Source organism: uncultured Streptococcus sp., from assembly GCF_963528215.1.
GTDB lineage: Bacteria > Bacillota > Bacilli > Lactobacillales > Streptococcaceae > Streptococcus.
This window is the reverse complement of sequence record NZ_CAURVL010000002.1, coordinates 142104-156297: the sequence shown is the minus strand read 5'-3', so window position 1 is coordinate 156297 and position 14194 is coordinate 142104. Positions and strand designations below refer to the sequence as shown.

General features: G+C 44.1%; 18 protein-coding genes. All 18 read left to right on the top strand.

Annotation, left to right across the window (positions count from 1 at the left end):
• The first annotated feature begins 165 nt into the window (after positions 1–165).
• Entirely contained in the window at positions 166–1020 is an 855-nt protein-coding gene (locus RWS24_RS01645) for a bifunctional methylenetetrahydrofolate dehydrogenase/methenyltetrahydrofolate cyclohydrolase (RefSeq protein WP_314364837.1), read from the top strand.
• The gene (locus RWS24_RS01640; protein WP_314364836.1) at positions 1017–1790 is read left to right on the top strand and encodes an HAD hydrolase family protein; all 774 of its coding nucleotides are present in this window, start codon (positions 1017–1019) and stop codon (positions 1788–1790) included. Before RWS24_RS01645 ends, RWS24_RS01640 begins: the two co-directional genes overlap by 4 nt.
• 107 nt (positions 1791–1897) lie before the next feature.
• Positions 1898–2740: an NAD(P)H-hydrate dehydratase gene (locus RWS24_RS01635; protein WP_314364835.1), complete on the top strand. Its 843-nt coding sequence runs from the start codon at positions 1898–1900 to the stop codon at positions 2738–2740.
• Positions 2716–2952 (top strand): initiator RepB protein, encoded by a 237-nt coding sequence (locus tag RWS24_RS01630; RefSeq protein ID WP_314364833.1) that lies wholly within the window; start codon positions 2716–2718, stop codon positions 2950–2952. Before RWS24_RS01635 ends, RWS24_RS01630 begins: the two co-directional genes overlap by 25 nt.
• Complete coding sequence (xseA, locus tag RWS24_RS01625; RefSeq protein WP_314364831.1) at positions 2897–4237, top strand: exodeoxyribonuclease VII large subunit; 1341 nt, start codon at positions 2897–2899, stop codon at positions 4235–4237. Before RWS24_RS01630 ends, xseA begins: the two co-directional genes overlap by 56 nt.
• Positions 4215–4427, top strand: a complete 213-nt coding sequence (locus RWS24_RS01620; RefSeq protein ID WP_002896137.1) for an exodeoxyribonuclease VII small subunit — start codon at positions 4215–4217, stop codon at positions 4425–4427. Before xseA ends, RWS24_RS01620 begins: the two co-directional genes overlap by 23 nt.
• Complete coding sequence (locus RWS24_RS01615; RefSeq protein WP_314364828.1) at positions 4424–5299, top strand: farnesyl diphosphate synthase; 876 nt, start codon at positions 4424–4426, stop codon at positions 5297–5299. The genes RWS24_RS01620 and RWS24_RS01615 overlap by 4 nt, the downstream gene beginning before the upstream one ends.
• Positions 5292–6107, top strand: a complete 816-nt coding sequence (locus tag RWS24_RS01610; RefSeq protein ID WP_314364827.1) for a TlyA family RNA methyltransferase — start codon at positions 5292–5294, stop codon at positions 6105–6107. Before RWS24_RS01615 ends, RWS24_RS01610 begins: the two co-directional genes overlap by 8 nt.
• Positions 6100–6531: an arginine repressor gene (locus RWS24_RS01605; protein ID WP_049540957.1), complete on the top strand. Its 432-nt coding sequence runs from the start codon at positions 6100–6102 to the stop codon at positions 6529–6531. The genes RWS24_RS01610 and RWS24_RS01605 overlap by 8 nt, the downstream gene beginning before the upstream one ends.
• A gap of 8 nt (positions 6532–6539) precedes the next feature.
• Entirely contained in the window at positions 6540–8198 is a 1659-nt protein-coding gene (gene recN / locus RWS24_RS01600) for a DNA repair protein RecN (RefSeq protein WP_314364823.1), read from the top strand.
• 52 nt (positions 8199–8250) lie between these two features.
• A complete protein-coding gene (locus RWS24_RS01595; RefSeq protein WP_314364821.1) occupies positions 8251–8979 on the top strand; it encodes a metallophosphoesterase in 729 nt (242 codons plus the stop codon).
• A 283-nt stretch (positions 8980–9262) separates the two neighbouring features.
• Positions 9263–10096 carry a DegV family protein gene (locus tag RWS24_RS01590; RefSeq protein WP_314364820.1) on the top strand — a complete coding sequence of 278 codons (834 nt, stop codon included), beginning with the start codon at positions 9263–9265 and terminating at the stop codon, positions 10094–10096.
• Between the two features lie 112 nt (positions 10097–10208).
• The gene (locus RWS24_RS01585; RefSeq protein ID WP_002896125.1) at positions 10209–10484 is read left to right on the top strand and encodes an HU family DNA-binding protein; all 276 of its coding nucleotides are present in this window, start codon (positions 10209–10211) and stop codon (positions 10482–10484) included.
• A gap of 233 nt (positions 10485–10717) precedes the next feature.
• Positions 10718–10867, top strand: a complete 150-nt coding sequence (locus RWS24_RS01580) for a hypothetical protein (protein WP_314364817.1) — start codon at positions 10718–10720, stop codon at positions 10865–10867.
• 237 nt (positions 10868–11104) lie between these two features.
• Positions 11105–11425 carry a hypothetical protein gene (locus RWS24_RS01575; RefSeq protein WP_002896121.1) on the top strand — a complete coding sequence of 107 codons (321 nt, stop codon included), beginning with the start codon at positions 11105–11107 and terminating at the stop codon, positions 11423–11425.
• A gap of 204 nt (positions 11426–11629) precedes the next feature.
• The gene (locus RWS24_RS01570; protein ID WP_072073623.1) at positions 11630–12073 is read left to right on the top strand and encodes a Fur family transcriptional regulator; all 444 of its coding nucleotides are present in this window, start codon (positions 11630–11632) and stop codon (positions 12071–12073) included.
• Between the two features lie 467 nt (positions 12074–12540).
• Positions 12541–13281, top strand: a complete 741-nt coding sequence (locus RWS24_RS01565) for a hypothetical protein (RefSeq protein WP_314364813.1) — start codon at positions 12541–12543, stop codon at positions 13279–13281.
• A gap of 149 nt (positions 13282–13430) precedes the next feature.
• Complete coding sequence (locus tag RWS24_RS01560; RefSeq protein WP_002898001.1) at positions 13431–14123, top strand: phosphoglycerate mutase; 693 nt, start codon at positions 13431–13433, stop codon at positions 14121–14123.
• The last annotated feature ends 71 nt before the right edge of the window (positions 14124–14194 follow it).

The following is a 14194-nucleotide window of genomic DNA, read 5'->3' as shown; positions in this document are numbered from 1 at the left end:
TTACCCTTTTTATCTTATTTTGAAAAAGATTTGGTAGGTCTGAAAATTTTACCGCTAGGTGCCAATGAAACTCCGCTTTATAACCTTGTATAAGAAAAAGTTATAGGCTGGGCACAGATTTTTTTGGTATAATGAAAAAGATAATGAAAAAGAAATGAGAATGACATGGCCCAGATTATTGATGGTAGAGGTTTGGCAGAGAAGCTTCAGAAAAAATTAGCTGAAAAAACGGCTCGCCTCAAAGAAAAGACAGGTCAGGTACCGGGCTTGGTAGTGATTGTGGTGGGAAATAATCCAGCCAGTCAAATCTACGTGCGTAATAAAGAGCGCTCAGCCTTGGCTGCTGGCTTTCGGAGTAAGGTAGAACGTCTGCCAGAAGAGACTAGCCAGGAAGAGCTCTTGAGCTTGATTGAAACTTATAATCAAAATCCTGATTGGCATGGGATTTTGGTCCAGCTGCCCTTGCCTGAGCATATCGATGATGAAGCTGTGCTGCTGGCCATTGATCCAGACAAGGATGTTGATGGCTTTCATCCGCTTAATATGGGCAAGCTATGGAGCGGTCATCCTGTTATGATTCCGGCTACTCCTGCAGGCATTATGGCCATGTTCCATGAATATGGTATTGAACTGGAAGGCAAGCGAGCGGTTGTCATCGGGCGGAGTAATATTGTCGGTAAGCCCATGGCTCAGCTCCTTTTAGCTAAGAATGCGACTGTGACACTGACGCATTCGCGGACCCACAATCTAGCCAAGACTGCGAAACGGGCAGATATTTTGGTGGTGGCCATCGGACGTGGACATTTTGTGACCAAGGACTTTGTCAAGGAAGGAGCTGTTGTCATTGATGTTGGTATGAACCGAGATGAAAATGGCAAGCTGATTGGCGACGTTAAATTTGATGAAGTGTCTGAACTTGCCAGCCTGATTACACCTGTACCTGGAGGTGTTGGCCCTATGACCATTACTATGCTGATGGACCAGACCTACCAAGCCTTTAAACGGAGTCTTGAATCATGAAATTTGTTTTTGATTTGGATGGGACCTTGTCCTTTGATTATATGACGATTGATGAGGAGATTAAGCAGGTTCTGCTAACGGCTCCTCAGTTTGGGCATGAAGTTTTGTTTGCTTCGGCGCGTTCCTATCGAGATTGTCTGGGACTATTAGGTTCGGAATTGAGCCAGCAGATAGTGATTGGCCTGAACGGCGGAGTAGCTTATCAGAATGGACAGCTGATGTTTGAGCGCCAGCTGCATCAGTCAAGTTATCAAGCCATTCTAGATACTTGTTTGACCTATAATTTGCCTTTTTTCGTTGATAATACTTTTGATTACAGTGGCCAGATTTTAGAAAAAATCCCTTTTATTGCCAGTGTAGATCCTCTCAAGCGGGCAAGACAGCTGGAACTGACTGAATTCCAGCATCCTATTAAGCTTGTTATTTACATGGGGAATCATGAGCAGCTCTTAGACGATTTACAGGCTCGTTTTGCAAACTTGCCCAATCTAAGTCTAGACTATCATGAACATGAGAAATGTTTTTATATCAATCCGGCTGAAACCAATAAAGCTTCAACTGTAAAGGAACTCTGCGGTTCGGATTATGTGGCTTTTGGTAATGATCAAAATGATATCCAGCTCTTTAAGAATTCTCTCTACGCTGTGCAGGTTGGGGATTTCCTAGGCTTGAGCGATTATGCGGATGAGCAGGTTTCCTTTCAGGAAAATTTACCCAAGGCAGTCGCAGCAAGAATCTTACAAAAATTTGCAGATTTCCGAAGAAAATAACTTTCTTGCGATACGAGGCACCTGTTTAGGTGCCTTTTAGTGTATAATGAAGATAGGTTTGGTCATCTTGAGATAAGTGCAGGATGAAGTTGGTCTAGGAGAATATCATGGTAAAAAACGCTGAAAATATTTTAAAAAGAGTCATTAGGGAACGTCCCTTGGATAGTCACAAGGGCGACTACGGCCGTCTCTTACTGATTGGGGGGACCTATCCTTATGGGGGCGCCATTATCATGGCAGCTTTGGCTGCGGTCAATAGCGGAGCGGGTCTGGTGACTGTTGCTACAGATAGAGACAATATCGCCCCTCTACACAGTCATCTACCGGAGGCCATGGCCTTTGACCTAGAGAAACAAGACCGATTGACAGAGCAGCTGGCCAAATCAGATCTAGTCTTGATTGGTCCTGGACTGGCGGAAAATCAACTAGGTCTAGATATCCTACAAAAGGTAATCCAGACTGTGGCAGAACAGCAGATACTTATCATGGATGGCGGTGCCATTTCACTCTTTAGCAAAGCAGCTTTGCCATTCCCAAAAGCCCAAACAGTTTTTACCCCTCACCAGAAGGAGTGGGAAGGCTTATCGGGTTTGAGTTTGTCAGATCAGACAGCGGCAGCCAATCAGGCGGAGGTCAATCAGTTGCCTCTGGGCAGTATTGTCGTGCAGAAAAAGCATGGAACGACCATCTATCAAAGTGGGCAAGAGCAGGTCTTTGAGCTGACAGTAGGCGGACCTTATCAGGCAACTGGTGGCATGGGAGATACGCTGGCCGGTATGATTGCCGCATTTGCGGGTCAGTTTAAGTCAAGCAGTCTCTTTGAGCGAGTTGCGGCTGCAACCCTTCTTCACTCGCTTATAGCAGATGAACTGAGTCAGGAAGCTTATGTCGTCCTGCCAACGGCAATCAGCAGGGTCATTCCAAGGTGGATGAAGGAGATGAGTCGGTAGACTTTTTCTTGGGTTTTAAGTCAGCTGGGGTTCTTTTGTGGAAGCCCAGTTTTTTTCTTGCTTTTCAGGGGATTTTTAGACTTTGTAATCGGTTTTTTATGCAGTTTTTTGTTATAATAAAAGTTACGGAAAAACTAGAAAAGAAAGGAAAAGGGCATGCCAGAGTATTTGTCGGTTTCGACCTTGACCAAGTATCTGAAGATGAAGTTTGAGCGGGATCCTTATTTGGAGCGGGTCTATCTGACTGGCCAGGTGTCCAATTTCCGCCGGCGCCCCAATCATCAGTATTTCTCATTGAAAGATGAGAAAGCCGTCATTCAGGTTACGATTTGGTCTGGTGTCTACCAGAAGCTGGGCTTTGAGCTGGAAGAAGGCATGAAAATCAATGTCATTGGTCGGGTGCAGCTATATGAGCCGAGCGGTTCCTATTCTATCATCATTGAAAAAGCGGAGCCGGATGGTATCGGTGCCTTGGCTATCCAGTTTGAACAGCTCAAGAAAAAACTGGGAGAAGAAGGGCTTTTTCAAGAGAAATTCAAGCAAGCCTTACCTCAATTTCCTAAGAAAATCGGTGTCGTAACCAGTCCCAGCGGAGCGGTCATCCGGGACATTATCACGACGGTCATCCGTCGCTTTCCGGGAGTGGAGATTGTCCTTTATCCGACAAAAGTGCAGGGAGATGGGGCTGCAGCTCAAGTTGCTGACCACATCAGACTGGCCAATGAGCGGTCGGATTTGGATGTACTGATCGTTGGCCGAGGTGGTGGTTCTATCGAAGATCTCTGGGCTTTCAACGAAGAGGAAACAGTTCGGGCTATTTTTGAGTCTCGGATTCCTGTTATCTCTAGTGTCGGCCATGAGACAGATACGACTTTGGCGGACTTTGTAGCAGATCGCAGGGCTGCGACTCCGACGGCTGCGGCTGAGCTAGCAACACCGGTCACCAAGCTAGACCTGCTGGGCCATTTGCAGCAGCAGGAAAACCACATGTCTCGAGCGATTTCCAATCGCCTGAGCTATTATCGAGAGAGGTTAAATAAGCTGACCCAGTCGGTTATCTTCCGACAGCCAGAACGGCTTTACGATGGCCATCTTCAGAAGTTAGACCAGCTCAACCTGCGACTGAAGCAAAAAATTCGCGAATATTATAGTGAAGAGCAACAGCGGGCCAAAATCTTGCAGCATCGTTTGGAGGCATTGAATCCGCTCAGTCGAGTTCAGCGTTTTCAAGAGCAGACTGCCCAGCTGGAGCGTTTACTGCGCAGCAACATGGCGGTCATTTATGATAACAAGGTAGCTCAAGTCAGGAGATTGTCCGAGGCCTTGCTTATGCTGGATACCAGTCGAATCGTGGCGCGTGGCTATGCTATTGTGCAAAAGAATCAAAAGGTTGTCGAGTCAAGTGCAGGCATTGAAGAAAAAGATGAGCTGACCCTGCTTATGCGGGATGGGCAGCTGGAAGTAGAGGTAAAACATGTCCAAAGAAAAGAAATTTGAAGAGAATTTAGCAGACTTGGAAGTCATTGTCCAAAAGCTGGAAAATGGTGATGTAGCACTGGAAGAGGCGATTGCGGAATTTCAAAAGGGAATGAAGCTTTCAAAGGAACTCCAGGCAAGTCTGGACAAGGCAGAAAAGACCTTAGTGAAGGTCATGCAGGCAGACGGCACAGAAACGGAAATGGAATGACAAGAAACGAGAAACTGGGAAAGATCGGCCTGACGATTGAAGATTTTTATAAGTCTCAGCAAGTGTCGTCGGATTTATCAGAAGTTATTTTGTACTCGGTGCAGGCTGGAGGCAAGCGGATTCGTCCCTTACTGCTATTGGAGTTGATTCAAGCTTTTGGCCTAGAGCTGGCCGAGGCTCACTATCAGGTTGCGGCGGCTCTTGAGATGATTCACACTGGCAGCCTTATCCATGATGATTTGCCGGCTATGGATGATGACGACTATCGTCGAGGTCGCTTGACTAGCCATAAGAAGTTTGGAGAGGATATGGCTATTTTGGCGGGTGATTCTCTCTTTTTGGACCCCTATGGACTATTGGCAAGAGCTGAGCTGCCTAGTCAGGTCAAAGTGGACTTGATTTCTGAGTTGTCTCTGGCAGCGGGGAGCTTTGGTATGGTTGCTGGTCAAGTTCTGGACATGCAAGGCGAAAGGCAAGCGATTAGTCTAGAAGATCTAAAAACCATCCATGCCAATAAAACTGGAAAACTTCTGACCTATCCTTTTGTCGCAGCTGGTTTGATTGTTCAGGCCCAACAGTCTATTCAAGACAAGCTTCGTAGGATTGGAGAGCTCTTGGGCTTGGCCTTTCAAGTGCGAGATGATATTTTGGATGTGACAGCCAGCTTTGAAGAGCTGGGTAAAACCCCGCAGAAAGATTTAGCTGCGGCCAAGTCGACTTATCCAGCCTTTATGGGATTGGATGGAGCTAAGAACTTTTTCAATCAGACCCTTGATGAAGCTGTGGACATTCTGAAAGACTTGGAAGAAAAGACAGAGTTTTCAGGCGAAGAAATTCAACAGATAATAGAAAGTTTGAGATTGAATGGCTAAGGAAAGAGTAGATGTGCTGGCCTACAGACAAGGGCTCTTTGAGACCAGAGAGCAGGCTAAGCGTGGTGTAATGGCTGGACTGGTTATTGCTGCGGTCAATGGCCAGCGCTTTGACAAGCCAGGTGAAAAGATTGACACGGCCACAGAGCTACGCTTAAAAGGTGAGAAACTTAGATATGTCAGCCGAGGCGGCCTCAAGCTAGAAAAGGCTTTGCAAGTCTTTGATATTTCGGTCACTGACCGAGTGACCTTAGATATCGGAGCTTCGACTGGTGGTTTTACAGATGTCATGCTACAGCACGGAGCTAAGCTGGTCTATGCAGTAGATGTTGGTACTAATCAACTGGCTTGGAAGCTTAGACAGGATGAGCGGGTCGTCAGCATGGAGCAGTTTAATTTTCGCTATGCCCAAAGGACTGACTTTGAACAGGAGCCTAGCTTTGCTAGTATTGATGTTAGCTTTATATCGCTGAGCTTGATTTTGCCAGCTCTGCATGAGATTTTGGCTCGGGATGGCCAAGTGGTCGCCTTGATCAAGCCCCAGTTCGAAGCAGGCCGCGAGCAGATTGGGAAAAAAGGGATTGTCAAGGATAAAAAGGTCCATCTGGCAGTTCTGGAAAGGGTCACAGCATTTATGATGGAGGTTGGCTTTTCTGTCAGGGGACTGGATTTTTCGCCTATTCAGGGCGGTCAGGGCAATATAGAATTTCTGGCCTATTTAGAAAAGAGCACAGAGCCGCAGCCTCTTGATTCAGTAATGATAACAGCTGTCGTAGAGGCAGCACACAAGGAATTTAAGGATGAATAAGAAGGATAGATTAGAAAAGATTAGACGCTTTGTCAGTGACTATGACATTGGCACACAGGAGGAAATTGTAGAACATCTCAGGGAGTCTGGGATTACAGCGACCCAGGCTACGGTCTCTAGGGATATCAAGGAACTGGGCATTGTCAAGATACCGCTCAAGGATAACACTTATATCTACGAGCTGCCTAAGACCATGACTAGCAGTCTGGGCTTGGCTGAAAATAATATCCTGTCCTGTCAGGTTTTGGGAAACATGATCAATCTCAGTCTGGTACCGGGGAGCACAGCACTGGTCAAGCGCCATCTTAGGAATGAATTTGCTGAGGATATTTTCAGTATCTTGGCAGACAACGACAGTATTTTGATGGTTATGATGACAGAGGAAGCAGCTGCAAGGATTGCAAGCATCATTCACCATTGGTAGGAAAGCCTATGTTATTAGAAATTTCGATTAAAAATTTTGCCATTATTGAGGAGATTTCCCTTAATTTTGAGCAAGGTATGACGGTTTTGACCGGAGAAACCGGAGCCGGTAAGTCTATTATTATTGACGCGATGAACATGATGCTGGGCAGCCGTGCTACGACGGATGTTATTCGTCATGGGGCACCCAAAGCTGAGATAGAGGGACTTTTTTCGCTGGAAAATAGCAGAGCTTTGCGAGAGATTTTTGAGGAGCAGGGCTGGGAGCTGACCGATGAGCTGATTATCCGTCGGGAAATTCTGCAAAACGGCCGCAGTGTTAGTCGTATCAATGGCCAGATGGTTAATTTGTCTGTTCTAAAGGCTGTTGGCCAGCATTTGGTAGATATACATGGTCAGCACGATCAGGAAGAATTGATGAGACCCCAGCTTCATATCGCTATGCTAGATGAGTTTGGAACAGCAGACTTTTTAAATCTCAAGGGTCGCTATCAGGAAACCTTTGACCGCTATCGAAGTCTACGTAAGCAATTGCTGACTCTACAGAAAAATCAGCAGGAGCATAAGGCCAGAATTGAGATGCTGGAGTTTCAGATGGCGGAGATTGAGAGCGCAGCCCTCAAAAGTGGTGAAGATACTGCTCTGCATCAGGAGCGGGATCGCTTGCTCAACCACAAGCTCATTGCCGATACGCTGACGAACGCCTATACCATGCTGGATAATGAAGATTTTTCCAGTCTGACCAATGTCCGATCAGCTATGAATGACCTTGAGTCTATCGAGGATTACGATCCAGCCTACAAGGAACTTTCAGGCAGCTTGTCAGAGACTTATTATGTCTTGGAAGATGTCAGCAAGCGCCTAGAGGACATTTTAGATGGACTGGACTTTGACGGAGATCGGCTGTTGCAGGTGGAGAGTCGTCTGGATTTGATTAACAGCATCACGCGTAAATACGGCGGCCAAGTAGATGATGTGCTGGATTACTTTGCTCAGATTTCCAAAGAATACAGCCTTTTAACTGGAAGTAACTTGTCCTCAGAGGATATGGACCGAGAGCTAAAGGCCTTGGAGAGAGAGCTGGTAGAGCTGGCCCAGGAGCTGAGTCAGGCTCGTCACGGCCTAGCAGCCCAGCTGGAAGCGGAAATCAAGCAAGAGCTGCAAGACCTCTATATGGAAAAGGCACGCTTTAAAGTGCAGTTCAGTAAGGGCAAGTTCAACCGTGAAGGCAATGAACAAGTAGAGTTTTACATCTCAGCAAATCCGGGCGAGAATTTCAAACCTTTGGTGAAGGTTGCGTCTGGCGGGGAACTCTCCCGTCTCATGTTGGCTATCAAGTCTGCCTTTTCTCGTAAGGAAGGCAAGACCAGTATTGTCTTTGACGAAGTGGATACGGGCGTTTCTGGTCGAGTGGCCCAGGCTATTGCTCAGAAGATTCACAAGATTGGCTCCAATGGCCAAGTCTTGGCTATCTCCCATCTGCCGCAGGTCATTGCTATTGCCGATTATCAGTTCTTTATTGAGAAGATTTCGGATGAGAATTCGACCGTCTCAACGGTTCGCCTACTAACGGCTGACGAGCGTGTTCAGGAAGTCGCTAAGATGCTGGCTGGTGAAGATGTGACGGAGGCTGCTTTGACTCAAGCCAGAGAATTATTAAAAAAATAAACAAGCGAGACTGAGACACTAGTGTTTCGGTCTCCTTTAGGAGGTGGCGCGTATGACAGAATATTTTGCAATCGGTGATGTCCATGGCAAGGCCGGTATGCTAGATGAGTTGCTCCAGCACTGGGATGGTCGCAGCCAACTAGTCTTTCTGGGCGACTTGATAGATCGTGGTGAGGACAGCCGAGCAGTTTTGGAGCGGGTCAAGGACCTAGTGGACCAAGAAGGAGCTATCTGTCTTTCTGGCAATCATGAGTATATGTTTCTGACCTGGCTGGACAATCCTGAAAAATCTTATGACCACTACCGACGCAATGGCGGAGATACGACGATTAATTCGCTTTTAGGCCGGCCTCTCAATGCTCCTGTAGATGGACTAGCAGACGCGGAACGTGTCAAGACGGAGGCGGCAGATTTAGTAGATTTTCTTCGTCAGATGCCTTTCCTATTGGAGACAGAGCGGTACATTTTTGTTCATGCCGGCCTAGATTTGGAGCTGAAAGACTGGCGAGAGACCAGTGATTATCAAAAAGTTTGGATTCGCGCGCCTTTTCACGAAGGCAGCAATCAGACTGGCAAAACGATTGTCTTTGGCCATACACCAACATTTTACCTCTTGCATAAGGCACCGGGAACTAATCAGCTATGGATGACTGAGGATGGCAAGATTGGTATGGATGGCGGAGCTGTTTATGGCGGAGTCCTCCACGGAGTTGTCTTTGGTCATAATGGCATCATAGAGCGGTATGCCATAAAAAATGAGGATTTGGTAGCCGAAGACTGAAAAAAGATTGGGAAAATCCAATCTTTTTTTGCTGAGATTCTCTTTGAAAACCAGCTTTTTCCTAAAATTTTCCCCAATAAAGCTAAAAAAGCTGCATGTAAACACTTTTTCATCTAATTTTAAAGAAGCGCAAAAAGATTAAAAAACTAAAACAAGCAGATTAAATTTAGGAAACGCTTGGACTGAGCTATGATTTTAGCGAATATTCCCCCACAAAACCATAAAAATTTGGTATAATGTAGTGTAATAACAAGTTAAAATTTAGATACAGAGTAGGAAATCTATGACAAAAATAAAAATCGTAACAGACTCATCTGTAACCATTGAACCAGAGGTTGCTAAGGAATTAGACATTACTATTGTGCCTCTCTCTGTTATGGTGGACGGGGTGGTCTATTCGGATGCAGACCTAGAGGAAGGAGAGTTCCTTCGTCTCATGCAGTCTAGTCGCAATCTTCCTAAAACCAGCCAGCCGCCCGTCGGAGTTTTTGCTGATGTTTTTGATCGCTTGGCAGAGGATGGGGCACAGATTATCTCCATTCATATGTCTCACGCCTTATCAGGGACTGTCGAAGCCGCCCGTCAGGGAGCGACTTTGGCTAATGCGGATGTGACGGTTGTTGACAGCTCTTTCACTGATCAGGCTATGAAGTTCCAGGTCACTGAAGCAGCTAAACTGGCTAAAGAAGGAGTTAGCCTGGAGGAGATTCTGACTAAAATCGAGGAAGTGAAGGAAAAGACAGAGCTCTACATCGGTCTTTCCACCCTAGAAAATCTGGTTAAAGGAGGCCGTATTGGCCGAGTTTCCGGTCTGATTAGCTCCTTGCTTAATATCCGAGTTATCATGCAGATGAAGAACCATCAGCTGGAGCCCATTGTCAAGGGGAGGGGCGCTAAGACCTTTAAGAAATGGTTGGATGATTTGACAGCAAGTCTGCAAAATAAGCAAGTGGCTGAGATTGGAATTTCCTATGCTGGCGGTCCAGAATTGGCCCAGGAAATGAAGGAAAGTTTACAGCCGTATGTCAAGAAACCTATTTCAGTGCTGGAAACAGGGTCCATTATTCAGACACATACAGGGGAAAATGCTTGGGCTGTGCTGATTCGTTACGAATAAAACCATAATAATTTAGAAAATAGCGGCTTAGTACTTGACCTGAAAGCTATTTTTAGATATGATAATATTTGTTAGGGTTATCAACCCAGAAAAAATTTGGAGGATTTGTTAAATGGCTAACAAACAAGATTTGATCGCAAAAGTAGCAGAAGCTACAGAATTGACTAAAAAAGATTCAGCAGCAGCAGTTGACGCTGTATTCGCAGCTGTAACTGAGTACCTTTCAAAAGGTGAAAAAGTTCAACTTATCGGTTTTGGTAACTTTGAAGTTCGTGAGCGTGCAGCACGTAAAGGCCGCAACCCACAAACTGGTAAAGAAATCAAAATCGCAGCTTCTAAAGTACCAGCTTTCAAAGCAGGTAAAGCTCTTAAAGACGCTGTAAAATAATTTTGGTTAATAAAGCCTGATACACTTGCCTCTGGCGAGTATGTCAGGTTTTTATTTTTGCTCTCATTTCTTGAGCTTAATAAGAGATTTAGGTGCTTCGAGAAAGTTGATTGATGAACTTTCTTGGAGTTTTTATTTTGCAGTAAAGTGAAGTAATTTGTCTCTAAACAAAAGAGAATGATAAAGGACAAACATATTTAAAGACGTGAAATAAAAAGTTTAGGAGGTAAGAAATGAAATTGAAATCACTTCAGGGCTCACTGCGTCCTGTTAATCCTTATGGCAGCAAAATTCGCTTGCTGATGGGATTATTTGTTGTGCTTTTTTCAATCTTTCTGCTACCCATTCAGACGTTGTCTGCCTTGGAGGAGCAGTTGGCTTGACCAAACGTCAGCGTGATTAAGACTAAGCTTCAGTAAAAAGCTTTGAAAATCTAGAATATATGAGAAGTCTGTTATGTCAACTTTTGTTGGAATAGCAGGCTTTTTATTTTTCAAGGAAAGATAAGCATTATAAGCAGTCAAATGCTTGAACTTTTCATAAAATTAAAAATGGGCTTGTATTTTTCTAGCAAATATGGTAAACTATTTTAGTAAAAAATTATATAAAGGAGACTGTTGATGAAGACAAAAACATTAGCACTCGTAAATGGACTTGTTGGACTTATCGGTGGTATTATTCTACTTTTGTGGCCTTTCTTCATTTGGGTTATTTATTTTATGCTAGGTGTATTTGACATCCTGAAAATTGCAATCCTAGCTTTGGGAATTGCTGGTATTGTCTACTATAAGGATGACAATCGTGTGGGACCAGCAGGCTCTATCTTGATGATTGTAGGTGGAATTTTTACCTTTAATGACTTCTTGGGCTGGATTGGTGCTATTCTTTCTATCATAGGCGGTTCCCTTTATTTAGCAAGCTTGAAGAGATTCCAAGCATAGAGCGGGGATTGAAAAAAATACTAGTTTAAAGCTTGCATTGCCTTAAATGGATAAGCAATCATGCAGAAGCAGGATGCTGAACTTTGGTTCTTTCTGTCCTGCTTTTTTCTTTTTAGCTTATTTACAATCATTCTTAATAGCCAAGTAAGCCTAGTCATGGTATAATGGTAATGACTTAGATGAGAGGCTATAACGGAGTAAATAATGAAACAAGAACATCAGCATGACTTTGACCAAGTAATTGGCCATTTGCGCGCCAAGGGTGTGCGCATTACAGAAACGCGGAAGGCGGTAATTGACTATATTATCCAAAGTCATGACCATCCTAGCGCTGAAATGATATATCAGGACTTGAAGTCCAATTTTCCTAATATGAGTCTGGCAACAGTCTATAATAATCTCAAGGTTCTGATTGATGAGGGTTTTGTCGCTGAGCTCAAGGTTCGCAATGATACGACGACCTACTTTGACTTTATGGGCCATCAGCATCTCAATGTCATCTGTGAAAAATGCGGCCGTATCGCTGATATGGAGCTGGAACTTCCGGATGTGAAGCATGAGGCTGAAGTGCAGACTGGCTACCACATCACCCAAAGCCAGACGACTGTCTATGGCCTATGCCCCCAATGCCAGCAAGAGGCGGTGTGACAGCGAGGATGATTAGGAGCTTTTTGGAGCCTCAAAGACGAACAAAGTTGTGACTTGAGCTGCAGCTTCTATCTGCAAGCTCAAAGCAGTACTTTGAGTGATCAGCTGCCTCGTCAAGATTCTACTTCTAATAAAAAGCAAGGCTAGAACTTATGTCTCTTAGCCTTTTTCTATGTGTTTTAGCAAGGCATGTTCGCAGGATATCATCCGATCTTAGAGATAGGATGCCCAATCAGGCACTGTACTTAGCAAAATCAGATATTTTAAGGACAACCCCTTATATACTTATGCTATTATTTTACAGGTGAATTCTCTTTTGATATAATGAAAGCAGAATAAAGCTTTTTACAAAGAGATTCAAAAAGTTCTGTAGGATTTAAAATATAGGTAAATTCGTCATAAGTTTGTAGTATCGAAATCTTTAAGGGTTATTACTTTGTGGGGAGATTAGATTTTTAGGAGGTCTTATGTTTTGGAGAAAGAAATGGCTGGATGAATTGCCAGACGGCGAAGAATCTCCTTTTTTTGAATGCCGACATCTTCTCTTTGAGGATGAGGCGGGCTATCCTATTTGTCCTTCTTGCGGCAAGCTAATAAAGGAAAATCTTCCTCAAAACAGTGTGGATCGCTCACGTCTTTATCTGATTTATCAAAAGGTGAAGCGAGTATGGAGTGTCAAAATTGGAATTGCTTCGACACTGCTCATTATCATTCTATCTTATTGGTTGCCACAGGTTATAGGTGACTGGTTTCTATGGACAGGGGACTATGGATTTAGTAGATTTATTCCTTCTAGTTCTCATAATCCTACCTTATTTAGTGTGACACTTTTTGGCTACATTCCCTTATTTATCCTTTTTGTAGCAAGAGAACGTGTTAAGCGATTTTTTACTTTCTCTTTGAGGATTGAGCATTTTCATAAAATTCTTTATTCTTGGCCAGTTCAGTTTACTCTCTTTATCTTTGTTATCATCTTATTAAGTACTTATATGCCTAAGTTTTACGAAATGGAAGGAGAATCGTTGATTGTCAAGCAAATTCAGCTAACTCCCGCCCAGCAGATTAAGGGAGTAGAGCTCTTTGTCTTTGTCAATATGCTTTGTAACTGGATAGTAGCAGGCTTGTTGGCCATTCATCAACTTATAGATAGGCGGCGGACTTGGTGGCTCAAGGAAGCCAACGAGGCTTATCTGTCTGGTGGGTGTTAAGGCAAAGGTTTCTGCTCGGAAATACAAAAGCGCTTTCTTGCTGAAAAAGGTCTGATTTGACGAAATAGGCTAGCTTTTTAGGCGAAAATTTTGTAAAATAGAATAGATAAACGGGGACTGCCTCGGAAAATAAAAGGAGAATCCATCTAATGGTAAAATTAGTTTTTGCTCGCCACGGTGAGTCTGAATGGAACAAAGCGAACCTTTTCACTGGTTGGGCTGATGTTGACTTGTCTGAAAAAGGTACACAGCAAGCAATCGACGCTGGTAAACTGATTAAAGAAGCTGGTATCGAGTTTGACCAAGCTTATACTTCAGTTTTGAAGCGTGCGATTAAGACAACTAACCTTGCTTTGGAAGCGGCTGATCAGCTTTGGGTACCAGTTGAAAAATCATGGCGTTTGAACGAGCGTCACTATGGCGGCCTGACTGGTAAAAACAAGGCAGAAGCAGCTGAGCAATTTGGTGATGAGCAAGTGCATATCTGGCGTCGTTCATACGATGTATTGCCTCCAAACATGGATCGCGATGATGAGCACTCAGCACACACTGACCGTCGTTATGCTTCACTTGACGACTCAGTTATTCCAGATGCTGAAAACTTGAAAGTTACGCTTGAGCGTGCCCTTCCATTCTGGGAAGACAAAATTGCTCCAGCTTTGAAAGATGGCAAAAATGTCTTTGTAGGTGCACACGGTAACTCAATCCGTGCCCTTGTGAAGCACATCAAACAATTGTCTGACGATGAAATCATGGATGTGGAAATTCCAAACTTCCCACCATTGGTATTCGAATTTGACGAAAAATTGAATGTAGTAAAAGAATACTACCTTGGAAAATAAGCTTAAAGGAATCTGGGATTATTCTCAGGTTCTTTGCTTTTCCATAGAGGAAAAACAAGTCTTGCTGGAAG

Excerpts from the sequence above, each read along its gene's own strand:
- RWS24_RS01645 (WP_314364837.1), top strand. The coding sequence starts at position 166 with ATGGCCCAGATTATTGATGGTAGAGGTTTGGCAGAGAAGCTTCAGAAA.
- RWS24_RS01640 (WP_314364836.1), top strand. The coding sequence starts at position 1,017 with ATGAAATTTGTTTTTGATTTGGATGGGACCTTGTCCTTTGATTATATG.
- RWS24_RS01635 (WP_314364835.1), top strand. The coding sequence starts at position 1,898 with ATGGTAAAAAACGCTGAAAATATTTTAAAAAGAGTCATTAGGGAACGT.
- xseA (WP_314364831.1), top strand. The coding sequence starts at position 2,897 with ATGCCAGAGTATTTGTCGGTTTCGACCTTGACCAAGTATCTGAAGATG.
- RWS24_RS01620 (WP_002896137.1), top strand. The coding sequence starts at position 4,215 with ATGTCCAAAGAAAAGAAATTTGAAGAGAATTTAGCAGACTTGGAAGTC.
- RWS24_RS01615 (WP_314364828.1), top strand. The coding sequence starts at position 4,424 with ATGACAAGAAACGAGAAACTGGGAAAGATCGGCCTGACGATTGAAGAT.
- RWS24_RS01610 (WP_314364827.1), top strand. The coding sequence starts at position 5,292 with ATGGCTAAGGAAAGAGTAGATGTGCTGGCCTACAGACAAGGGCTCTTT.
- RWS24_RS01605 (WP_049540957.1), top strand. The coding sequence starts at position 6,100 with ATGAATAAGAAGGATAGATTAGAAAAGATTAGACGCTTTGTCAGTGAC.
- recN (WP_314364823.1), top strand. The coding sequence starts at position 6,540 with ATGTTATTAGAAATTTCGATTAAAAATTTTGCCATTATTGAGGAGATT.
- RWS24_RS01595 (WP_314364821.1), top strand. The coding sequence starts at position 8,251 with ATGACAGAATATTTTGCAATCGGTGATGTCCATGGCAAGGCCGGTATG.
- RWS24_RS01590 (WP_314364820.1), top strand. The coding sequence starts at position 9,263 with ATGACAAAAATAAAAATCGTAACAGACTCATCTGTAACCATTGAACCA.
- RWS24_RS01585 (WP_002896125.1), top strand. The coding sequence starts at position 10,209 with ATGGCTAACAAACAAGATTTGATCGCAAAAGTAGCAGAAGCTACAGAA.
- RWS24_RS01580 (WP_314364817.1), top strand. The coding sequence starts at position 10,718 with ATGAAATTGAAATCACTTCAGGGCTCACTGCGTCCTGTTAATCCTTAT.
- RWS24_RS01575 (WP_002896121.1), top strand. The coding sequence starts at position 11,105 with ATGAAGACAAAAACATTAGCACTCGTAAATGGACTTGTTGGACTTATC.
- RWS24_RS01570 (WP_072073623.1), top strand. The coding sequence starts at position 11,630 with ATGAAACAAGAACATCAGCATGACTTTGACCAAGTAATTGGCCATTTG.
- RWS24_RS01565 (WP_314364813.1), top strand. The coding sequence starts at position 12,541 with ATGTTTTGGAGAAAGAAATGGCTGGATGAATTGCCAGACGGCGAAGAA.
- RWS24_RS01560 (WP_002898001.1), top strand. The coding sequence starts at position 13,431 with ATGGTAAAATTAGTTTTTGCTCGCCACGGTGAGTCTGAATGGAACAAA.